19 protein-coding genes are annotated in these 22,191 nt (G+C 68.7%); 10 read left to right on the plus strand and 9 right to left on the minus strand.

The window, feature by feature from the left end:
- Positions 1-4 precede the first annotated feature (4 nt).
- Together hmgA and fahA are read left to right on the plus strand one after the other, a co-directional pair.
- The gene (hmgA, locus tag CFB52_RS03885) at positions 5-1,339 is read left to right on the plus strand and encodes a homogentisate 1,2-dioxygenase (protein ID WP_059574244.1); all 1,335 of its coding nucleotides are present in this window, start codon (positions 5-7) and stop codon (positions 1,337-1,339) included.
- Positions 1,336-2,667 carry a fumarylacetoacetase gene (gene fahA / locus CFB52_RS03890; protein WP_099316097.1) on the plus strand — a complete coding sequence of 444 codons (1,332 nt, stop codon included), beginning with the start codon at positions 1,336-1,338 and terminating at the stop codon, positions 2,665-2,667. The genes hmgA and fahA overlap by 4 nt, the downstream gene beginning before the upstream one ends.
- A 214-nt stretch (positions 2,668-2,881) precedes the next feature.
- Here the strand turns inward: fahA and CFB52_RS03895 are convergent, their stop codons facing one another.
- The 5 genes from CFB52_RS03895 to CFB52_RS03915 all read right to left on the minus strand — a co-directional run bounded on the left by CFB52_RS03895 (position 2,882) and on the right by CFB52_RS03915 (position 8,461).
- Entirely contained in the window at positions 2,882-4,042 is a 1,161-nt protein-coding gene (locus CFB52_RS03895; RefSeq protein ID WP_099316098.1) for an MFS transporter, read from the minus strand.
- Positions 4,043-4,135: 93 nt separating this feature from the next.
- Positions 4,136-5,305 (minus strand): MFS transporter, encoded by a 1,170-nt coding sequence (locus CFB52_RS03900; RefSeq protein WP_099316099.1) that lies wholly within the window; start codon positions 5,303-5,305, stop codon positions 4,136-4,138.
- A 222-nt stretch (positions 5,306-5,527) separates the two neighbouring features.
- Positions 5,528-6,265: a 5,6-dimethylbenzimidazole synthase gene (gene bluB, locus CFB52_RS03905; RefSeq protein WP_099316100.1), complete on the minus strand. Its 738-nt coding sequence runs from the start codon at positions 6,263-6,265 to the stop codon at positions 5,528-5,530.
- A 183-nt stretch (positions 6,266-6,448) separates the two neighbouring features.
- On the minus strand, positions 6,449-7,447 hold the full coding sequence (locus tag CFB52_RS03910; RefSeq protein WP_059574239.1) for a 2-hydroxyacid dehydrogenase: 999 nt from the start codon (positions 7,445-7,447) through the stop codon (positions 6,449-6,451).
- A 30-nt stretch (positions 7,448-7,477) separates the two neighbouring features.
- Positions 7,478-8,461: a LysR family transcriptional regulator gene (locus CFB52_RS03915; protein WP_060011437.1), complete on the minus strand. Its 984-nt coding sequence runs from the start codon at positions 8,459-8,461 to the stop codon at positions 7,478-7,480.
- 813 nt (positions 8,462-9,274) lie between these two features.
- Between CFB52_RS03915 and CFB52_RS03925 the strand changes: the two genes are divergently transcribed.
- A complete protein-coding gene (locus CFB52_RS03925) occupies positions 9,275-10,486 on the plus strand; it encodes an alanine--glyoxylate aminotransferase family protein (protein ID WP_059574237.1) in 1,212 nt (403 codons plus the stop codon).
- Between the two features lie 27 nt (positions 10,487-10,513).
- Here the strand turns inward: CFB52_RS03925 and CFB52_RS03930 are convergent, their stop codons facing one another.
- A complete protein-coding gene (locus tag CFB52_RS03930; RefSeq protein WP_059574236.1) occupies positions 10,514-11,449 on the minus strand; it encodes an AraC family transcriptional regulator in 936 nt (311 codons plus the stop codon).
- Positions 11,450-11,583: 134 nt separating this feature from the next.
- On the opposite strand from CFB52_RS03930, the gene CFB52_RS03935 reads away from it, so the two are divergent.
- The 3 genes from CFB52_RS03935 (at position 11,584) to CFB52_RS03945 (ending at position 13,589) form a co-directional block, all read left to right on the plus strand.
- Positions 11,584-12,474, plus strand: coding sequence for a DMT family transporter (locus CFB52_RS03935; RefSeq protein WP_059642048.1), 891 nt, complete (start codon positions 11,584-11,586; stop codon positions 12,472-12,474).
- Between the two features lie 124 nt (positions 12,475-12,598).
- Positions 12,599-13,249 (plus strand): hypothetical protein, encoded by a 651-nt coding sequence (locus tag CFB52_RS03940; protein WP_089464960.1) that lies wholly within the window; start codon positions 12,599-12,601, stop codon positions 13,247-13,249.
- Between the two features lie 58 nt (positions 13,250-13,307).
- Positions 13,308-13,589, plus strand: a complete 282-nt coding sequence (locus CFB52_RS03945) for an RES domain-containing protein (RefSeq protein WP_257219948.1) — start codon at positions 13,308-13,310, stop codon at positions 13,587-13,589.
- Between the two features lie 31 nt (positions 13,590-13,620).
- On the opposite strand, the gene CFB52_RS03950 is transcribed toward CFB52_RS03945, so the two are convergent.
- Positions 13,621-14,835: an MFS transporter gene (locus CFB52_RS03950; RefSeq protein WP_099316102.1), complete on the minus strand. Its 1,215-nt coding sequence runs from the start codon at positions 14,833-14,835 to the stop codon at positions 13,621-13,623.
- A gap of 332 nt (positions 14,836-15,167) precedes the next feature.
- On the opposite strand from CFB52_RS03950, the gene xdhA reads away from it, so the two are divergent.
- The 4 genes from xdhA to CFB52_RS03970 all read left to right on the plus strand — a co-directional run bounded on the left by xdhA (position 15,168) and on the right by CFB52_RS03970 (position 20,405).
- Positions 15,168-16,754, plus strand: a complete 1,587-nt coding sequence (gene xdhA / locus CFB52_RS03955; RefSeq protein ID WP_099316103.1) for a xanthine dehydrogenase small subunit — start codon at positions 15,168-15,170, stop codon at positions 16,752-16,754.
- An 18-nt stretch (positions 16,755-16,772) separates the two neighbouring features.
- Positions 16,773-19,136: a xanthine dehydrogenase molybdopterin binding subunit gene (gene xdhB, locus CFB52_RS03960; RefSeq protein ID WP_099316104.1), complete on the plus strand. Its 2,364-nt coding sequence runs from the start codon at positions 16,773-16,775 to the stop codon at positions 19,134-19,136.
- Between the two features lie 84 nt (positions 19,137-19,220).
- Positions 19,221-19,880 carry a xanthine dehydrogenase accessory protein XdhC gene (xdhC, locus tag CFB52_RS03965; protein WP_099316105.1) on the plus strand — a complete coding sequence of 220 codons (660 nt, stop codon included), beginning with the start codon at positions 19,221-19,223 and terminating at the stop codon, positions 19,878-19,880.
- A 123-nt stretch (positions 19,881-20,003) separates the two neighbouring features.
- Positions 20,004-20,405: a polyketide cyclase gene (locus tag CFB52_RS03970; protein ID WP_059574229.1), complete on the plus strand. Its 402-nt coding sequence runs from the start codon at positions 20,004-20,006 to the stop codon at positions 20,403-20,405.
- Positions 20,406-20,449: 44 nt separating this feature from the next.
- On the opposite strand, the gene CFB52_RS03975 is transcribed toward CFB52_RS03970, so the two are convergent.
- Complete coding sequence (locus CFB52_RS03975) at positions 20,450-21,397, minus strand: LysR family transcriptional regulator (protein WP_059574228.1); 948 nt, start codon at positions 21,395-21,397, stop codon at positions 20,450-20,452.
- Positions 21,398-21,505: 108 nt separating this feature from the next.
- Entirely contained in the window at positions 21,506-22,144 is a 639-nt protein-coding gene (locus CFB52_RS03980) for a 2-hydroxychromene-2-carboxylate isomerase (protein ID WP_059574337.1), read from the minus strand.
- Positions 22,145-22,191 lie beyond the last annotated feature (47 nt).

The raw sequence follows: 22,191 nt of genomic DNA on the forward strand, positions 1-22,191 counted from the left end.
AACGATGACGCTTGACCTGTCGACACCGGCGACCGCCGGCTACCTCAGCGGTTTCGCGAACGAGTTCGCGACCGAGGCGCTGCCCGGCGCGCTGCCGCACGGCCGCAACTCGCCGCAGCGCGCGCCGTACGGGCTGTACGCGGAGCAGTTGTCGGGCACCGCGTTTACCGCACCGCGCGGCCACAACCGCCGCTCGTGGCTGTACCGGATTCGCCCCGCCGCCGTGCACCGGCCGTTCGAGCCGTATGCGGGCGCGCAGCGGCTCGTGTCGGAGTTCGGCGATTCGGCCGACGTGCCGCCGACGCCGCCGAACCAGTTGCGCTGGGATCCGCTGCCGATGCCGGTCGAGCCGACCGATTTCGTCGACGGCCTCGTGACGATGGCCGGCAACGGTTCGGCCGCCGCGATGAACGGCTGCGCGATCCATCTGTATGCGGCGAACCGGTCGATGCAGGACCGCTTCTTCTACAGCGCGGACGGTGAACTGCTGATCGTGCCGCAGCAGGGGCGCCTGTTCATCGCGACGGAATTGGGCCGGCTCGACGTCGAGCCGTTCGAGATCGCGGTGATCCCGCGCGGCGTGCGTTTTTCGGTCGCGCTGCCGGACGGCGACGCGCGCGGCTACATCTGCGAAAACTTCGGCGCGCTGCTGCGCCTGCCGGATCTCGGCCCGATCGGCTCGAACGGGCTCGCGAACCCGCGCGACTTCCTGACGCCGCAGGCCGCGTACGAAGACCGCGAAGGCGCGTTCGAGCTGATCGCGAAACTGAACGGGCGCCTGTGGCGCGCGGACATCGGCCATTCGCCGCTCGACGTCGTCGCGTGGCACGGCAACTACGCGCCGTACAAATACGATCTGCGCCTGTTCAACACGATCGGCTCGATCAGCTTCGACCATCCCGATCCGTCGATCTTCCTCGTGCTGCAGGCGCAGAGCGACACGCCGGGCGTCGATACGATCGACTTCGTGATCTTCCCGCCGCGCTGGCTCGCGGCCGAGGATACGTTCCGCCCGCCGTGGTTCCACCGCAACGTCGCGAGCGAGTTCATGGGGCTCGTGCACGGCGCGTACGACGCGAAGGCCGAAGGCTTCGTGCCGGGCGGCGCGAGCCTGCACAACTGCATGTCGGGCCACGGGCCCGACGCGGACACGTTCGAGAAGGCGTCCGCGAGCGACACGACGAAGCCGCACAAGGTCGACGCGACGATGGCGTTCATGTTCGAAACCCGCACGCTGATCCGGCCGACGCGCTACGCGCTCGATACCGCACAGCTGCAGGCCGATTACTTCGAATGCTGGCAAGGCATCAAGAAACACTTCAATCCGGAGCAAAAGTGAGCGATACCCAAGACTGGCGCGCGACGCTCGACCCGGCTCGCAGGAGCTGGGTCGATACCGCGAACGATCCCGCCTGCGATTTCCCGATCCAGAACCTGCCGTTCGGAATCTTCAGCGATGCGAAGCAGACGGCGCGCCGCGCGGGCGTCGCGCTTGGCGACCAGATCGTCGACCTGGCCGAACTGAAGCGAGCCGGGCTGCTGACGTTGCCGCTGTCGAGCCCCGAGGATTTTGTCGAGATGCGCGATCGCGCGTTCGAGCAGCCGACGCTGAATGATTTCATCGCGCTTGGCCGCGATGCATGGCGCAGCGTGCGCGTGCAACTGTCCGACCTGTTCTCGCGCGACAACGCACGGCTGCGCGACGACGCGGCGCTGCGCGCGAAGGTGCTGGTGCCGCAGCGCGACGCGACGCTGCATCTGCCGGTCGAGATTCCCGGCTACACCGATTTCTATTCGTCGAAGGAGCACGCGACCAACGTCGGCTCGATGTTTCGCGATCCGAAGAATGCGCTGCTGCCGAACTGGTCGGAGATGCCGATCGGCTACAACGGCCGCGCGTCGTCGGTGGTCGTGAGCGGCACGCCGGTGCGGCGCCCGAACGGGCAGCTGAAGCTGCCCGACCAGGAGCGTCCGGTGTTCGGCGCGTGCCGCAAGCTCGATATCGAACTGGAAACGGGCTTCATCGTCGGCCGCGGCAACGCGCTCGGCGAGCCGATCGCATGCGAGGACGCGGAAGCGCATATCTTCGGGATGGTGCTGCTGAACGACTGGAGCGCACGCGATATCCAGCAGTGGGAGTACGTGCCGCTGGGGCCATTCAATTCGAAGGGCTTCGCGACGACGATCTCGCCGTGGATCGTCACGCTCGACGCGCTCGAACCGTTTCGCGTCGCGCAGCCCGAGCAGTCGCCGCCGCCGCTCGCGTATCTGCGGCATGCGGGCAAGCATGCGTTCGACATCGCGCTGGAAGTGACGCTGCGCGCCGAAGGTGCGGCCGAGGCCACGTCGATCTGCCGCACGAACTTCAAGCACATGTACTGGACGATGGCGCAGCAGCTCGCGCATCACACGGTCGCGGGCTGCAACACGCGCGTGGGCGACCTGATGGGTTCGGGCACGATCAGCGGACCGACGAAGGACTCGTTCGGCAGCCTGCTCGAACTGACGTGGAACGGCAAGGAGCCGCTCGCGCTGAACGGCGGCGGCAGCCGTACGTTCATCGAGGACGGCGACGAGCTGACGCTCGCCGGCTGGTGCCAGGGCGACGGCTATCGCGTCGGCTTCGGCACGTGTGCGGGCAAGATCTTGCCGGCGCGGAGCGCGTGACGGATCGCGGCGACGGAACGTCACGCGCAGGTCACGTGTAGATCACGCGTAGTCTGGAAGGACAGGGCGGCCCGCATTGCGCGGGCCGTTTCCGTTTACCGGAGAGTGGGCGCGAGCGGGCCGATGCGTACCGGTGCATGATGCTGCGCGCCAACGCCAACGCCAACGCCAACGCCAACGCCAACGCCAACGCCAACGCCAACGCCAATCTGCATCAGATCGCGCGTTGCACCGCGGCGCGTCGTTCCCACAACGCGGCCGCGACGAACGCGGCGACACAGGCGACCAGCACGCCGACCAGCGCATGGCTGCCCAACTGCTCCATCAACGCGCCGGCAACCAGCGGCCCGCCAAAGCTCGCGGCGCTCCACGACGCCGACACGAGCGAGCTCGCGGTGACGAGCGCGGCGCCGCGGAAACGTTCGCCGCACGCGACGAGCGACAGCGTATAGATGCTGCCGGCCGCCGCGCCGAGCACGAACAGCAGCGGCCAGCACAGCCACGGATTGGCGATGACGAACGGCAGCAGCGGCAGGCCGCCCAGCACGATCCAGCCCGCGCCGAGGTGTACGCGTTCGCGGCCGAGCTTGTCCGCGAGCCAGCCGATCGGGAACTGCATCGCGGTATCGCCGAACAGCATGATCGACGCGAGCAGCACGGCGGTCGCGCTCGCGACGCCGTGATCCATCGCGTAGAGCGGCAGCAGCGACAACGCGAGCGTGTCGAACAGCGCGAAGAAGCCGGTGCCGATGATCAGCGCGGGCATGCGCGGCAGCACGTCGAGCCAGCGGCCGTGCGCTTCGTGATGCGCGTCGTCGCCGGCGAGCGGCGCGCGGCGGATCGTCGCGAGCGTCGGCAGCGCGAGCAGGAACAGCGCGCCGCACAGCGCGAAGCGAATGCGCGTCGCGCCGGCGATCTGGCTGACCAGCACGGGGCCGGCCATCTGGAACAGCGTGAAATTGGTCGCATAGATCGCGACCACGCGGCCGCGTGTCGAATCGTCGGCGAGCTGGTTGACCCATGCTTCGCCGATCGTGAACAGCAGCATCAGCGCGGCGCCGCACAGCACGCGCAGCACGCCCCACAGGATCAGGTTCGACGTGAACTGCATCAGCGCGGTGGCGGCCGCGAGCAGCACGACCGACACGACGATCGCGCGGCGCGCACCGATGTGCCGCGCGAGCGCGGTGACGAACGGCACGATCGCGAGGCCGCCGAGGGCCTGCGCGGCCGTCAGCATGCCGACGACGTTGGTGCCGTGTCCGGCTTCGGTCAGCGCGAGCGCGGTGAGGGGAAGCGTGGCGCCGGTGCCGAGGCCGACGACCGCGACGCTCAGGATCAGCGCGAGGAAATCGCGATTGAGAATGGCTTTCATCGGCCGGGATGCTACACCGCGGCCCTTCAAAGGTCCATGAAGGCCGTCACGTTTGAATGGCGTTGCGCACGCAACGATTACCGCAGGGTTGCGTCATACGTACTCGGTCGGCACGACTACGGGCCGGCGTTCGAGCGACGCCGACCACAGCGTGAGCGCGAGCGCCGCGACGGCCATCGCGACGCCGACCCACGGCAGGTTCACGAGCGATACGCCCGAGCCGATCGCCATCCCGCCGAGCCACGCGCCGGTCGCGTTGCCGAGGTTGAACGCGCCCTGGTTCAGCGTCGACGCGAGGTTCGGCGCGTCGCTCGCGCGATCGACGATCATGATCTGCAGCGGCGGCACGATCGCGAACGCGAGGATGCCCCACACGAAAATCGTCGCGAGCGCGGCGAACGGCAGATGCATCGTGCCCGCGAACAGCGCGAGGACGATGCCGATCAGCGCGAGCGTCGCGATCAGCGACGGCATCCGGCGCCAGTCGGCGAGCTTGCCGCCGAGCGTGCCGCCGACCGTCAGGCCGAGGCCGAACAGCAACAGCACGTAGGTGACCTGACGCGGCGAGAAGCCCGTCACGTCCTCGAGGATCGGCGTGATGTACGTGAACACGCTGAACAGGCTCGCGGACGCGAGCACGCTGATGCCGAGCACCATCAGCACCTGCGGGTGCTTCAGCACGCTGAATTCGCGCGTGATGCTGGTGTCGGGCATCGCGAGGTTTTTCGGCAGGCACACCGCGAGCGCGGCGGCCGCGGCGATGCCGATGCCGGTGACGGCCCAGAACGTCGCGCGCCAACCGAACGCCTGGCCGAGCGCGGTGCCGAGCGGCACGCCGAGCACGTTCGCGAGCGTGAGGCCGGTGAACATCAGCGCGATCGCCTGCGCGCGGCGGTTCGGCGCGACGAGGTTGCTCGCGACCACCGAGCCGATGCCGAAGAATGCACCGTGGCAGAACGCGGTGACGACGCGCGCGGCCATCAGCACCGCATAGCCGGGCGCGATCGCGCAAAACAGGTTGCCGGCGATGAACAGGCCGATCAGGCCCATCAGCGCGCGCTTGCGCGGCATCTTCGCGGTGACGATCGCGAGGATCGGCGCGCCGATCGTCACGCCGAACGCGTAGCCGGACACGAGCATCCCGGCGGCCGGGATCGACACGCCGAGATCGCGCGCGACATTGGGCAGCAGCCCCATGATCACGAATTCGGTGGTACCGATTCCAAATGCGGCGACGGCAAGGGCGAAAAGAGGCAGGGGCATCGCGGTAGGCTCGGGAAAGAGGCCGCTCGAGCCCAAGCGCGGGAGACGCGGGGCGGGCGGTCGGTGAGGCGAACGTCAGCCGCGATTCTACTTCAGTGAAAACCCTTATGTTTGGGGTCAAAATGGATGTTGCCGGCGTGCGACGGGGCGGCAAGCGGGAAGTTCATATTGTGGGATTTTCGGCGATTCGGTCGCGAGCGACGGCGGTTGCCCGACCGTGGATCAGGCGATGGGTTCGGACAATCCACCGGGCATCGTGTCCGACGTTTCTTTCATTTCAGTCTCTATTGACGACGCAGCCGATCCGGCCCCGTCGGTCGCCGCCGGATCGTCCCAGCCGTTCTCGAACAGGCAGGCTTCGATCGGCATCCGCGCGGCCCAGCGTTCTTGTTCCAGCATCGGCTTCGCATAGAACGCATCGACGTGCCCGACGCACAACACGGCGATCGGCTTCGCGCCGTCGGGCATCCGCAGCAGCGTGCGCAGCGCATCGACGTCGAACAACGACACCCAGCCCATCCCGAGCCCTTCCGCGCGCGCCGCGAGCCACATGTTCTGGATCGCGCACGCGGCGGACGCCAGGTCCATCTCCGGCAGCGTGCGGCGGCCGAACACGTGGCGCTCGCGGCCGTCGGCGAGCGCGACGATCAGCAACTCGCCGCATTCGCGCACGCCTTCGACCTTCAGCCGCATGAATTCGTCCTGGCGTTCGCCGAGCGCGTCGGCGGTCGCGCGGCGCTCGGCCTCGACCAGTGCGTGGACCGACGTGCGCAATGCGGGATCGGTGATGCGGATGAAGCGCCACGGCTGCATGAAGCCGACGCTCGGTGCGTGGTGCGCCGCGCGCAGCAGGCGCGCGAGCACGGCCGGATCGACGGGCGCCGGCGTGAAATGGCGCATGTCGCGCCGTTCGAAGATGGCACGGTAGACGGCGGCGATGTCGGAATCGTCGAAACGCATGAGCGGCAAAGGCAGGGATGACGTCGACGCAACGATAGCAGACGGCGCGCGCGGGAATCGTTACGTCACCTGAAACAATGCGCGTAATTGTGGATGATGGCGAGTGCAGTGTGCGGCAACCGGCACAAGCAAACGATTGCGAATGCGCTGCCGGCCGTCAAACGGGCCGTTTTTCGTGGTTTCTCAGCGGTTTGCCGTCACGACGTTCCGCGGCGCGCCCGCATGCCACGCCTCGATGTTCAGCAGCGTCGTGTGCGCGATCTCGGCCAGCGCCTCGCGCGTGAAGAACGCCTGGTGCGACGTGACGATCACGTTCGGGAACGTCAGCAGGCGCGCGAGCACGTCGTCCTGCAGCGGCAGGTCGGAGTGATCCTCGAAGAAGAGCCCGCTTTCCTCCTCGTACACGTCGAGCCCGAGATGACCGAGCTGGCCGCTCTTGAGCGCGTCGACCAGCGCCTGCGCGTCGACGAGCCCGCCGCGCCCGGTGTTGATCAGCATCGCGCCATGCTTCATCCGCGCGAGCGTCCGTTCGTTGATCAGGTGGTGGGTCGACGGCAGCAGCGGGCAATGCAGGCTGACGACGTCGGCGCGATGCAGCAGCTCGTCGAGCTCGACGTAGCGCGCGCCGAACGCGATCAGTTCGTCGTTGTACGGCGGCACCGAGTGCGCGAGCACGTGCATCCCGAAGCCCATCATGATCTTCGCGAACACGCTGCCGATGATGCCGGTGCCGATCACGCCGACGGTCTTGCCGTGCAGGTCGAAGCCGAGCAGGCCGTTCAGCGAGAAGTCGCCTTCGCGGGTGCGGGCGACGGCGCGCGGCAGGCGGCGGTTGAGCGCGAGGATCAGCGCGACCGCATGCTCGGCGACCGCGTGCGGCGAATACGCGGGCACGCGCACGACCGTGACGCCGAGCCGTTCGGCGGCGGCCAGGTCGACATGGTTGAAGCCCGCCGAGCGCAGCGCGATCAGCCGCGTGCCGCCGTCGGCGAGCCGTTCGAGCACGGCCGCGTCGACGGTGTCGTTGACGAACGGGCAGACGACGTCATAGCCGTGCGCGAGGATCGCGGTTTCCGCGTCGAGGTGCGACGGCTGGAAGTGCAGCCGATAGCCGAACTGCCGGTTGGCGGCGGTAAACGAATCGTCGTCGTACTGCCGGCTGCTGAACAGGATCACGCGCACGCTGCACCTCCGAGGGCTGACGCGCGCAGTTTACTGCAGGCCCGTGACGATGTCGGAGCGGTCGGGGCCGCGCACCGGCCGCAGGAAGCCGTAGTCGGTCCGCTCGCGGCCGGACGGCGCGCCGAAGTGCTCGAGCGCGTGCTCGACGAAGCTGCGCGTGCGGGCCGGCACGTACTGGCGGTTCGGATAGACGAGCGACAATTGCGCGTCGGGATCGTCGATCCGGTAGCCGGCCATCAGCCGCACGAGCGTGCCGTGGTTGAGCGCGTCGGCGACGCACGGCTCGGGCAGCACCGCGATGCCGGCGCCGGCCACCGCCGCCGCCTGGACGAGCGCGAGCTGGTTGACCGTGCAGGCCGGGCGTACCGTGACCGAATGGACGACGCCGTCGTGGCCGACCAGTTGCCACGTCGGCGCGTGCTGGTGCGGCGCGAGCGTGACCCAGTCGTGGCCCGGCAGGTCGTCGGGCACGCGCGGCTCGCCGCGGCGGTCGAGATAGGCGGGCGCCGCGCACGCGACGAACGGGTTCGGCGCAAGGGTGTGGCCGATCAGCGACGGGTTGCCGTCGAGCCGGGTGCCCGTGACGATGCCGACGTCATAGCCTGAATCGAGCACGTCGAGCGGCCCTTCGGCGACGGTCAGCTGCACCCGCAGCTCGGGATAGCGGTGCCGGAAGCTGCTGACGAGCGGCGTCAGCGCGAGCGGCGACAGCAGCCCCGACGCGACGACGCGCAGCGTGCCGGCCGGTTCGCGCACGGCATGCGCGACGGACGATTCGAGGTGGTCGAATTCCTCGAGCAGCGCGCGGCAACCGTCGAGGTAGCGCACGCCGGCCTCGGTGAGCGACAGGTTGCGCGTGGTGCGATGGATCAGCCGGGTGTTCAGATGGCCCTCGAGCATCGCGATGGAACGCGTGACGAGCGCATTGGACACGCCGAGATGGTGCGCCGCGCGCCGGAAGCTTTGCTGCTCGGCGACGCAGACGAATACACGCATGGTCTGAATCTGGTTCATGGCTTGCGTATTTCTGGCCCGGTTGATTGATTTTGGTTGTGATTTATCGCCGCGCAACGCCGAAAGCGCATCGCGCGGCCCCTAGCGCTCCCTCGTATCGAAAATGGAATTTCGATTCCGCAGACGATTGTTCAATAAAGAACCGATATCCGTCAACCTGCGAAAACGGGCGGGTTGCGTAAAATCGAAATCGCGAGTAATGGTTTAATGCTGCGGTGCAGCAAGAGCGTACGGGGTAAAACCAGTGCGGTATTGGTGGATTCGTCGGTTTGGAGAATATTTCCCATTCAATCAACGGGTTGTGTGAAATGTGAGCACGCCGTGGCAGCGCCTTTCGGAGTCGTTCCCCAATACATGCAACCGTAATGGATGTTTTTTCCACGTTCGGATTTTGTGTATCGAATTCGCTCCGCGATTTGTATCAGGTAACCGGTGTATTCGTACGGTCCGCCAATGGGGGGCTGAACTGTCAGTTTCGACGAATAGTCTCGATATTGGCGGAGAAAATCGCGCCCGCGGAACGCGAATGGAACCGTTTCTCGACCGGCTCGCACGCCCCTTTTCAATCCGGACGGCCGTCGCGCGAGCGGTGCGCGGCCGGCTGGCCCGGTCCGGCGACCGGGCCACCGTCGTGCTGTCCGAACGGGGGTGCCTCTTGCGCAAGGCGGCGGAACACGGAATGATCGTTCAGTTCGCTGCGCGTGCAACGGGCGCGTGCAACGGGCGCGTGCGGGCGCCGTGCTTACGGGCGCCGTGCATACGGGCGCCGTCCCGCGGGCGTTCGTGCACTTCCTTTCCTCACTTTTTCCAGCCATGTCCATCGATCATTCGCCGATTCCCTGTCCCGTCGTCGTGCCGCTCGACGCGATCCTGCCCGAAGAACCGCTGCTGATGATGGGGGCCGGCCCGGTCCCGATCCCGGCCGCCGTCGCCAAGGCGAACACGATCGTGATCAATCACCTCGGCGCGACGATGGCGAAGATCATCGAGCAGGTGAAGGAGATGGCGCGCTACGTGTTCCAGACCCGCACGAAATGGGTGCTCGGCGTCGCGGGCCCCGGCTCGGCCGCGATGGAAATGGCGATCTCGAACCTCGCGTGGCGCGGCACGCGCGTGCTGTCGATCCGCAACGGGTTCTTCAGCGCGCGGATGGCCGAGATGGCCACGCGGGTCGGCGCCGACGTCGCGACGCTCGAAGTGGCCGACCGCGCGGTCGCGAGCCTCGACGAGATCGCCGACGCGATCGCGCGCGAGCGGCCCGAGATCGTCACGATCGTGCAGGGCGAGACGTCGAACACCGTGTGGAATCGCGACCTGCGCGACATCGCCGCGCTCGCGAAGGCGGCCGGCGCGCTGGTCGTCGTCGATGCGGTATGCACGCTGTCGACGATGCCGCTCGAGATGGACGCGTGGGGCATCGACGCGGTGATCACCGGCGGCCAGAAGGGGCTGTCGTCGATCCCGGGCGTGTCGCTGATCGCGTTCTCCGATGCCGCGTGGGAACGCATGAAGCACCGTCCCGAGCCGAATGCGCACTGGTGCCTCGACATGGCGCTCGCGGAGAACTTCTGGCACAACGCCGGCTATCACTACACGGCGCCCGTGTCGGGCGTGCTCGCGCTGCACGAGGCACTACGGCTCGTGTGCGCGGAGACGCTCGAGAGCCGCTTCGCGCGCCACCTGCGCTGCTCGCTGGCGCTGCAGGCGGGCGTCGAATCGATGGGGCTCAAGCTGTATGCGCCGAAGGACTGCCGGCTCAATTCGGTGGTCGGGATCGAGACGCCGGAAGGGCTCACGCCCGGGATGGTGTGCGGCCATATCTCGAAGCAGTACCAGGTCGAGATCTCCGGTTCGTTCGGGTTGCCGATCGTGCGGATCGGCCAGATGGGCGAGCAGTGCCGCGAACACAACCTGTTCCGCACGCTGCATGCGTTCGGCCGCACGATGGTCGACCTGAAGGTGCCGGTCGACCTGCCGGCCGGCGTCGCGGCGCTCGAACAGGAACTGTCGCGGCGCGGCGCGTAAGCCGGGAGGCGCGGCACGGGGCCGCGCTCAGCGGCGCTGCATCGCGCGCCGGTACGTATTCGGCGTCGTGCCGTGCGCGTCGCGAAAGCGATGGCTGAAGTGGCCGGCGTTCGCGTAGCCGCAGTCGGCCGCGATCTGCGCGAGCGGCAGCGCGGTCGTGCGCAGCAGCTCGCGGGCCCGGGCGAGCCGTTGCTCGGCCACCCACGCGTGCGGCGCGCGGCCGAACGACAGCCGGAACATCCGCGAGAAGTGATATTCGGACAGCGCGGCGACCTCCGCGAGTTCGCCGAGCGTCAGCGGCTGCGTCAGGTACGTGTCGATGTAGTCGCGCACGCGGCGGCGCACGGCCGGCGCGAGCCCGCCGCGGAACGACGTGTCGGTGCGCATCGTGCTCTGCCCGCGCAGCAGCAGGCTCAGTACTTCGTGCGCGGTCTCGTTCACGCGCAGCCGCTCGTCGGCATCGTCCCAGCCGTCCAGCGCGAGCGAGCGCAGCAGCGCGGCGACGCGCGCATCCTCGAAATAGGTGCGATCGGCGAGCTTCAGCTCGCGTGGCTCGCGATCGAGCTCGCGGATCGCGCGCTGCGTGAAGTGCTCGGGCAGGAAATACAAGTGGACGAAATGCATTTCGCCGCGCACCCACCAGCGTGATTCGTGATCGCCCGGCAACGCACACAGCAGGCTCGGCGCGCCGTAGCGCGGCACGCGCTGGCGCTCGGTCCGGTAGCCGCCGTCGAGGTAGCACGACAGCGTGTGGTGGCCGGGCTGCTCGTAGACCGTCTCGCTTTCGTCGGTGATTCGCGTCCATTCGGCGATCGCGAGATGGTCGCCGAGCCACGCGAAGCGCTCGAGCGTCGCGTTCGCGTCGGCGAGCGTGCGGCACACCGACTGCAGGCCGAACGGCAGATCGCCGCCGGCCAGGGCGGCGGCGCGGTCGATGGGCGGGGCGCAGAGGGAGAGACTCATGATGCGCCGAGTATAAGCGGGCGCGCGGCGCCGCGTGCGGCGCGCCGAAAAAGACCGCAATTCCGGACAATCGGCACGCGTCGTGCGGCGGCATAGTCGGGATCCCGATTCACCCGATTGTCCGGATTGCCGCCATGAACCTGTCGCTTTATTTCGTCACCGTGCTGATCTGGGGTACCACCTGGATCGCGATCAAATGGCAGCTCGGCTCGGTGCCGCCGCCCGTGTCTATTGCGTGGCGCTTCTGGCTCGCGGCCGCCGTGCTGTTCGCGCTGCTGCGCGTGATGCGCCGCCCGGTGCGGCCGCCGCGCGAAGCGTGGCGCTTTCTCGTCGCGCAGGGCTTCGCGCTGTTCTGCCTGAATTTCCTGTGCTTCTACTACGCGGAGCAGGTCGTGCCGAGCGGACTCGTCGCGGTGATCTTCTCGACCGCGCCGCTGCTGAACTCGATCAACGGCCGGCTGTTCATGGGCCGCCCGCTGCGGCCGTCGGCGATCGCCGGCGCGCTGCTCGGGCTGACCGGCATCGCGTGCCTGTTCTGGCAGCAGATGGCCGGCCATCTCGACGACCACGCGACCTGGGCGGGGCTCGCGATCGCGTTCGCCGGCACGATGTGCTTCTCGGCGGGCAACCTGCTGTCGAGCCGGATGCAGTCGATGGGGCTGCACCCGCTCGCGACCAACGGCTGGGCGATGCTGATCGGCGCGGCGATCCTGACCGTCGGCAGCGCCGCGGCCGGAATGCCGTTCACGCTCGACATGAGCCCGCGCTATCTCGGCGCGCTCGTGTACCTGGCCGTGCCGGGCTCGGTGATCGGCTTCACCGCATACCTCACGCTCGTCGGCCGGATCGGGCCGGAGCGCGCCGCGTACTGCACGGTGCTGTTCCCGATCGTCGCGCTGGCCGTGTCGACGGTGTTCGAGGGTTACCAGTGGTCGCCGCTGGCGGTGGTCGGGCTGCTGCTCGTGGTGGCCGGCAATCTCGTCGCATTCGACCTCGCGCGGAGGTTGTTTCTGCGGACGGCATGAGAAGTTCGCGGTTGCGCGAACACATGATCGACGCAACCGGCGAACGGCCCATTTGGTTGACACGGTTGACTTGGTTTCGATTCAGGGCTACGCTCGATCATTCCGGACGTGACGGGAGGTGATGATGATTGCGCGAGCGCATACGCTGGAAGGGACGGCCGTCGTTCTTGATGTCGAGGCGGAGGAAGCGCTGCGCAGCGCTGTCGGCGCCGCGACCATGCTCGGCCCCGATCGCGCGCGGGCGCTGCTCAGCCTGTCCGACGAGCAATTGGGGCATCTGTTCAAGGCCGGCATCGCGCAGGTCATCGATCTGGCCGGCACGATCACGTTCGGCATCGCCGCTGCCGCGACGCGCGACAGGAAGCCGACCGGCGGGAAGAAGCGGGCGGCGGGCGTCGCCGCCGATCTGGAGCGGCAGGTGCAGGCGGAACGGCGCATGCTGGTCGCCGACGGCAAGCTGCTGCCCGCCGCGCAGACATGGGCCGGCCTCGGCATGACGCGGCAGGCGCTCAGCAAGGCCGTGGCGTCCGGCCGGATCTTCACGGTCGATGTCGGCGCCGCACAGTACTATCCGGCCTTCTACCTGACGGGAGATATCGATCGGAAGACGTTGGGCAGGGTGACGCAATGTCTGGGCGATTTGCCGGGATGGAGCAAATGGCAGTTCTTCACGACGCCGAAGGCGTCGCTGGGCAACGTTACGCCGCTCGTCGCGCTGTCGCGCGGGAAGGTGGACGAAGTCGAGCGCGCCGCCACGGCGTTCGCCGAGCGCTAGGCGGCCCGTTTGCTGACGGCGCCGGGGGAACCTGTCGTTCGATGGCGCGCCGCTGACCGTGGCCGTCCTGCATGGGTTGCCGTCAAAAAACCTGGGCGGCGATGGTGCGTTGTCGACCATCGCGCCGTACGACATTCCGCAGCAATGGTCGCTTGCCGTCCACCGACATCACCGCCGGGTCGACGGCTTTCTATACATGTCCCGGCATCTCAATACGTCGGAGGCACTCGTGCTCTTCGATCGTGCCGGACCCAAACTCTCGCTCAAGAACGCCGTTCCGTTTCGGCGCCATCCCCACGCGGTTCACGTATTGCGGGACTTCAACGTGTTGCTGCGTTGAGCCGCGTTGAACCGCATCGCGCACGACACGCTCACGCCGCCGCACCGCTCCCCGCCACCCGCGCCTGCCGCTGGTACAGCATCATCGACAGCGCGACGCCTGCCGCGGCGGCCACCGCCGCGAACAGGAACACCTGCGGATAGCCGAACGCGCCCGCGACATAGCCGGCGAGCGGGCCGGTGATGCCGAGCGACAGGTCGAGGAACACCGAATACGCGGACAGCGCCGCGCCGCGGCTCGCGGCCGGCACGAGCGCGACGGCCTCGACGCCGAGCGCCGGGAAGATCAGCGCGAAGCCGAAGCCCGTCAGCGCCGCGCCGACCAGCGCGACGTGCGGCACCGGCGCGAGCCACAGCAGCACGAGGCCCGCGCATTCAAACGCAAACGACACGATCGCGACGCGGAAGCCGCCGTACGTCTTGATCGTGTTCGCGAACAGCAGGCGCGCGCCGATGAACAGCGTGCCGAATACGGTCAGCGACAGTGCGGCGTTCGGCCAGTGGCGCGCCGCGTAGTACAGCGTGACGAAGGTCGCGATCGAGCCGAAGCCGGCCGAGCCGAGCGCGAGGCCGAGGCCGTGCGGCAGCACGCGCGTGAACACGCTCGCATACGACATCCGTTCGCCGTGCACGAGCGGCACCGGCGCGATCAGGCGGGCGAGGTAGAAGCCGAGCGCGGCGAGCGCGATCACGATCACGCCGATCAGCGCCGGATTCAGCGTATGCGCGATCGCGACGCCCACCGGCGCGCCGAGCGCGAGCGCGCCGTAGGTCGCGATGCCGTTCCACGAGATCACCTTCGCGTTGTGCGCGACGCCGACCCGCCCGATGCCCCACAGGATCGCGCCGGTGCCGCACAGGCTTTCGCCGACGCCGAGCACGAGCCGGCTCGCGACCAGCAGCACCAGGCTCGCGACCGGCCAGTGCGCGAGCAGCAGCGCGACGAGCAGCAGCACGCCCGACACACCGCAGCCGACCAGCCCGCGCAGCACCGTCTGCTTCGGCCCGAGCGTATCGGCGAGGCGCCCGGCGAGCGGCCGCGACGCGAGCGTCGCGAAGTACTGGACGCTGATCGCGCCGCCCGCGACGATCGCGGAAAAGCCCAGCTCGTCGTGGACGAAGCCCGGCAGCACCGCGAGCGGCAGGCCGATGGTCAGATAGCAGATGAACGTGAAGCAGACGACGGACACGATTTGCAGCGTGAGCGCGAACCCGCTGCGCGGCGGTGTGGCGGAATCGGATGGCATGGGGTCGGAACGAATGGCGAAACGAACGGAAAACGGCGGGAAAGGGAATCGGGATTTTCCCATGGAACCGGTTTTCCCGCAGGTACCGTTTAGTTAACTGCGCCCCTATTCAGGAAGAGGGCGATGGTCGGCGGCCGGGAGCGGGCGAAGCGCCCCGCGCGGCAAGGGCCCGGGCCCGCCGTGCGCGCATATCGCGGCAGTTATATGAGCCGCATGCGTGATGGGCTATGGGTTGCGGAATTTGACGGTGATAGCGTGCAAACTGTCGGAAAAACGTCGGTCGAGCGCTCCGCGCAGGCCGCCTTGCCCCCAATTTGAAGAAACACCGAGACATGAGTGAGCCGATTCGCTTCTACCATCGTCACGCGATCCGCGAAGTCAGCGGCGCGGACGTGACCCGCACCGTGCTGCAATATCTGCGCGAGGATGCGCATTGCACCGGCACCAAGGAAGGCTGCGCGGAAGGCGACTGCGGCGCGTGCACGGTCGTCGTCGGCGAGCTGACCGACGCCGGCGCGGTCGAGTTCAAGGCCGTCAACGCATGCATCCAGTTCCTGCCGACGCTCGACGGCAAGGCGCTGCTCACGGTCGAGGACCTGCGCCGGCCGGACGGCACGCTGCATCCGGTGCAGCAGGCGATGGTCGATTGCCACGGTTCGCAATGCGGGTTCTGCACGCCCGGCTTCGTGATGTCGATGTGGGCGCTGTACGAGAAGCATGGCCACGAAGGCTGCGGCAGTGCATGCGCGAAGGCGAAGGACGTGCCGACGCGCACCGAGATCGCCGATGCGCTGACCGGCAACCTGTGCCGCTGTACCGGGTATCGCCCGATCGTCGATGCGGCGGTGCGGATGTTCGACGCGGCCGGCGAAGGTGCGACCGGCGAAGGCGCACCGGCGCCCGCCGCGCCCGTCGACACGGCCGCGCTGGCCCGCACGCTCGCGTCGCTCAGGCGCGACGACACGTTCGACTACACGACGATCGACGGCGCGCGCTTCGCGGCGCCGCGCACGCTCGACGCGCTGGCCGCGCTGAAGGCCGAGCGTCCCGATGCGCGCATTCTCGCCGGCAGCACCGACATCGGCCTGTGGGTGACCAAGCAGATGCGCCGCCTCGACGACCTGATCTACGTCGGCCAGATCGCCGAGCTGCAGCAGATCGTTCACGGCGACGACTGGATCGGGATCGGCGCGGGCGTGACGGTCGAGAAGGCCTATGCGGCGCTGGCCGGCACGTATCCGGAGCTGACCGAGATGTGGAAGCGCTTCGCGTCGCTGCCGATCCGCAACGCGGGCACGATGGGCGGCAACGTCGCGAACGGCTCGCCGATCGGCGATTCGATGCCGGGCCTGATCGCGCTCGGCGCGCGCGTCGTGCTGCGTGGCGGCGACACGGTGCGAGAGCTGCCGCTCGAGGCGCTCTACACGGGCTACCAGCAAAAGGACATGGCGCCGCACGAATTCGTCGTCGGCCTGAAAGTGCCGACCCGCACCGGCGCGCGCGACAAGCTGCGGTTCCGCACGTACAAGCTGTCGAAGCGCTTCGACTCGGACATCTCGGCCGTGTGCGCGGCGTTCGCGTTCATCGCGGACGGCGACACGATCCGCGAGCCGCGCATCGCGTTCGGCGGGATGGCCGCGACGCCGAAGCGCGCGACCCACACGGAAGCCGTGCTCGACGGCGCGCAGTGGCACGAAGCCACCGCGCAGGCGGCGATGCAGGCGCTCGAGCGCGACTACCAGCCGCTGTCCGACATGCGCGCGACGAGCGCGTATCGCCTCGATACCGCGAAGAACCTGATCTATCGCTTCTGGCTGGAGACGCGTGCGCACGACCCGCTGCCGCCGCAGGCGCTGAACGTGCGCGAAGTGGCCGCCGAAGCAGGCGCCGAAGTGGCCGACGACGCGGCGCGCGTCTGACGACGGAGAACACCGAACATGAACCAGCAAGCAGAACCGTTCCTGAGCACCCTCGACCCGCAGGCCGACGCCGCGCAGGTGCACGTCTCGCGCGCCCACGAATCGGCCCACCTGCACGTGAGCGGGCGCGCCACCTACACCGACGACATTCCGGTCGTCGCGGGCACGCTGCACGCGGCGCTCGGGTTGTCGGCGAAGCCGCACGCGAAGATCGTGTCGATGAACTTCGACGCGGTGCGTGCGACGCCGGGCGTGGTCGCGGTATTCACGGCCGACGACATCCCGGGCGTCAACGATTGCGGCCCGATCATCCACGACGATCCGGTGCTCGCGAAGGGCGTCGTGCAGTTCGTCGGCCAGCCGATGTTCATCGTCGTCGCGACGTCGCATGAAACCGCGCGGCTTGCCGCGCGCCGCGCGCAGGTCGAGTACGAGGAGCTGCCCGCGATCCTGACCGCGCAGGAAGCGCGCGCGGCCGAATCCTACGTGATCCCGCCGCTGAAGCTCGCGCGCGGCGACGCGGCCGCGCGGCTCGCCGCCGCGCCGCACCGCGAGTCGGGCGAGATGCTGCTCGGCGGGCAGGAGCAGTTCTACCTCGAAGGACAGATCGCATACGCGGTGCCGAAGGACGACGACGGCATGCACGTGTACTGCTCGACGCAGCACCCGAGCGAGATGCAGCACCTCGTCGCGCACGTGCTCGGCGTCGCGTCGCACAACGTGCTGGTCGAATGCCGCCGGATGGGCGGCGGGTTCGGCGGCAAGGAATCGCAGTCGGGCCTGTTCGCATGCTGCGCGGCGCTCGCCGCATGGAAGCTGCTGTGCCCGGTGAAGCTGCGTCCGGACCGCGACGACGACATGATGATCACCGGCAAGCGGCACGACTTCCATTACCGCTTCGACGTCGGCTACGACGACGCCGGCCGCATCGACGGCGTCGCGCTCGACATGACGTCGCGCTGCGGCTTCTCGGCCGACCTGTCCGGCCCGGTGATGACGCGCGCCGTGTGCCATTTCGACAACGCGTACTGGCTCGGCGACGTCGACATCGCCGGCTACTGCGGCAGGACCAACACGCAGTCGAACACCGCGTTCCGCGGCTTCGGCGGCCCGCAGGGCGCGTTCGCGATCGAATACATCCTCGACGACATCGCGCGTTCGCTGGGCCGCGATCCGCTCGACGTGCGCTACGCGAACCTGTACGGCAAGACCGAACGCAACGTGACGCCGTACGGGCAGACGATCGAGGACAACGTGCTGCAGGAGCTGCTCGGCGAACTCGAGGCGACGAGCGACTACCGCGCGCGGCGCGCGGGCGTGCGTGCATTCAACGCACGCAACACGGTGCTGAAGAAAGGCATCGCGCTCACGCCGGTGAAGTTCGGCATCGCGTTCAACGTCACGCACTTCAACCAGGCCGGCGCGCTCGTGCACATCTACACCGACGGCTCGGTGCTCGTGAACCACGGCGGCACGGAGATGGGGCAGGGGCTCAACACGAAGGTCGCGCAGGTGGTCGCGCACGAGCTCGGCATCCGCTTCGGCCGGGTCCGCGTGACGGCGACCGACACGAGCAAGGTCGCGAACACGTCCGCGACGGCCGCGTCGACGGGCTCGGACCTGAACGGCAAGGCCGCGCAGGACGCGGCGCGCCAGTTGCGCGAGCGGCTCGCGGCATTCGCGGCGAAGCAGTTCGGCGACGGCAAGGTCGAGGCGGCCGACGTGACGTTCGGCAACGACGTCGTGTGGGTCGGCGGCCATGGCGTGCCGTTCGGCGAAGTGGTCGCGAAGGCATACCTCGCGCGCGTGCAGCTGTGGTCCGACGGCTTCTACGCGACGCCGAAGCTGCACTGGGATCAATCGAAGCTGCAGGGCCGGCCGTTCTACTACTACTCGTACGGCGCGGCGGTGTCGGAAGTCGTGATCGACACGCTGACGGGCGAGATGCGCACGCTGCGCGTCGATGCGCTGCACGACGTGGGCGCGTCGCTGAACCCGGCGCTCGACATCGGCCAGGTCGAAGGCGCGTTCATCCAGGGGATGGGCTGGCTGACGACCGAGGAGCTGTGGTGGAACAAGGGCGGCAAGCTGATGACGCACGCGCCGTCCACCTACAAGATCCCGACCGTGAACGACACGCCGCCCGAGTTCAACGTGCGGCTGTTCCAGAACCGCAACGTCGAGGACAGCATCCACCGCTCGAAGGCCGTCGGCGAGCCGCCGCTGCTGCTGCCGTTCTCGGTGTTCTTCGCGGTGCGCGATGCGATTGCCGCGGTCGGCGACTATCGCGTGAACCCGCCGCTCGACGCGCCGGCCACCGGCGAGTCGATCCTGCGCGCGGTGCAGGCGGTGCGGGCGGCGAACGCCGCGCGGGCAGGCTGACGTGAACGGCCTCTGCCCGCTCGCTTCGTGCGTCGGCTCCGACGGGGCGATCGGCCTCGTTGGGGCGACCCGTCGGAGGCCGGCGTGAACGGCCCCGCTCGTTCGCCGCGTGCCGCGTCCGACGCGGGGTGCGAAGGCGCGTGCGGCAGCGCGCCTTCGCCGTTGCAGCCGTTCGCGCCGGGCACCGGCCAGCGCAACCGCGCGACCGGTGCGCCGCCGCCGATGCACGTCGTGCTGTTCGGCGCGGGCCACGTCGGCCATGCGCTCGTCACGCTGCTCGGCGCATTGCCGTGCGTCGTGCAGTGGGTCGACACGCGCGACGAGCTGTTCCCGGACGAATGTCCGCCCAACGTGCAGCCGGAGCCGACCGACACGCCGGAGGCCGTCGTCGACGCGGCGCCGCCCGGCGCGTATTTCCTCGTGATGACGCACAACCACGCGCTCGACTTCTCGCTCGCCGCGCGGATCATGCGGCGGCGCGACTACGCATACTTCGGGATGATCGGCTCGCGCACCAAGCGCGTGAGGTTCGAGCGCCGGCTCGCCGCGCGCGGCGTCGATCCGGCGCGGCTCGTCGAGATGGTGTGCCCGATCGGCGTCGCCGGCATCGTCGACAAGGCGCCGGGCGCGATCGCGGTGGCCGTCTGCGCGGAGTTGCTGCAGGTGCGTTCGGGGATGCCGGTGGCCGATGCGAAGGCAGCCGCGGCCGGGCGCGCACGCGGCGAGGTGTCCTGCGCGCGGTAAGACAGCGGTAAAACAGCGGTAAAACGGTCATGCCGCGCGGTCGGCGCACGGCCGCGCGTTTTTGCCTACACTGCACGGCAACGCGCGGCAGCGGGCCGCGCTCACTTTACCGTGCACGCGCCCATGTCCGATCATTCCGTCTATCTCGACGCGCTCGATGCGAGCCTCGTCGCCATCGAGCGCTGGCTGTCCGGCGTCGATACCGCGCCGGCGGCGCTCGATGCGCTGCTCGCCGCGTTTTCCGCCGACTTCACGATGATCCTGACCGACGGCCGCATGGTCGACCACGACGGCATGCGCGCGCTGTTCGCGAAGCTGGCCGGCGCGAAGCCGGGGCTGCGCATCGCGCTGTCGGAGATCCGCGTGCTCGCGGCGGACGCGTCGCACGCGGTGCTCACCTATCGCGAAGCGCAGCACGCGGCGGCGGGCGAGTTGCCCGCGCGCCGCGCGACCGCCGTGTTCGCGCGCGACGCGGCGGGCGTCGTACGCTGGACCCATCTGCAGGAAACCTTCTGCACCGTTTGAGCGGCCGCGCTGCCTGACCCGTCGCGCTGCGCTTCGGCCGCGCGTCAGCGCTTGCGCGTGCGGGCGACCGTCAGCTCGTCGGACACGCTCTGCATCAGCGCGCACAGCCACGCGATGTCGGTCGGCCGGTCGGGCTGCGGGTGCGTGAGCAGGTAGCTCTTGATGCGCGGGAACGGCACGGGCGGCGCGACGACGACGAGCGGCAGCAGTTGCGCATAGTGCGTCGCGAAGCGGCGCGTCGTCGTGAAGATCAGGTCCGACTGCAGCAGCACCTGCGGCACGATCCCGAAGTACGGCAGCGTCGTCACGACGCGCCGCGCGAGGCGCGCGCGTGCCAGGCCGATCTCGATCGCATTGCGCTTGTCGCCGGTGTACGGGGTGGGCGCGACGTGCGCGGCCGACGCATACGCTTCGCGCGTGAGCGGCTCGCGGGCGAGCGGATGCGCGTCGCGCATCAGGCACACGATCGTGTCGGAGAACAGGTCCTGGCGCGCGAACTGCGGGTCGGGCTTCGGCCAGTTGCCGATCACGAGATCGAGCGCGCCCGACTCGAGCGCGGCCGCGTGGTCGAGCGCGGGGTTCAGCGAATCGATTTCCAGACGGGCATGCGGCGCCGCGTCGCGAAAGCGCTCGATCAGCGTCGGCATGAAGAAATCATTCAGGTAGTCGGGCGCGGCGACGCGGAACGTGCGCCGCGCGGACGACGGATCGAACTCGCCGTGCGGCGTCGCGATGAAATCGACCTCGCGCAGCGCGCGCGACGCGGCTTCAAGCAGCGACGCGCCGTATTCGGTCGGCACCATGCCGGATTTGCCGCGCACGAGGATCGGATCGTTGAGCGTCTCGCGCAGCTTGCGCAGCGCGGTGCTGATCGCGGGCTGGGTCTGGTTCAGCCGCAGCGCGGCCTGCGTGACGCTGCGCTCGAGCAGCAGCGTGCGCAACACGCGCACGAGCCAGATGTCGAGCGAGGCGGTACGGTCGTCGTCTTCCATTGGTGGGGGATGCGGGGGACGCCAAGGGGCCGTTTTCATATGAAAACAGCCCGTTACCTTACCGCAGCCGTGCGTTGCCGTGCGTGATACCGGCCATCACGCACGCCATCACGCGCGGCCCTTCGGCAGCGTGCTGATCCGCTTGACCTCGCCCGATTCGAGCCAGTTCGGCGTGCGCGCGCAGTACAGCACCATCGGCAGCGCGTCCTCGCCCCAGAACAGTTGCTGGTTCATCCAGAAGGTCGGCACGCCGAACACGCCGAGCGCGATCGCGTCGGCCGTGTTGCGGGTCAGTTGCGCGGCGGTTTCCTCGAATTCGATCAGCTCGTCGCCGTGGCCGACGCCGACGCGTTCGCACAGCGCCGCGAAGCCTTCCGGCGTCGACGGATCGTTGCCTTCGCGCCAGATGAAGCGGAACATTTCCAGCACCGTCGCGATATCGGCGCGCAGCGCGATCGCGAGGCGCAGCACCTTGTCCGAATCGAACGGGTGCGCGGGCGGCATCTTGAAGCGGATGCCGAGCTGTTCCGCGCGAAACAGCGCGTGACGGTACGTGAACACGCGCTTGGCCGGCACGTCGGCGCTCGGACGCTGGCCCCAGTGGCGCTGCAGGTCGGCGAGCGACACGGCCACGGGATCGAACGGCACGTCCGGCCATTTGTCGTGCTGCTCGAGCAGCAGATACGAGAACGGCGACACGAAGTCGAAGAACCAGGCGGGTTGGGCGGTATCGAGGCCGGTTGTCATGTCGTTCTCCAGAAGGTGGGGCGTGCGGCGCCTGACGGCGGCCTCCA

This window comes from Burkholderia sp. AU18528 (assembly GCF_002223215.2).
In the GTDB taxonomy this organism is placed as follows: domain Bacteria; phylum Pseudomonadota; class Gammaproteobacteria; order Burkholderiales; family Burkholderiaceae; genus Burkholderia; species Burkholderia semiarida.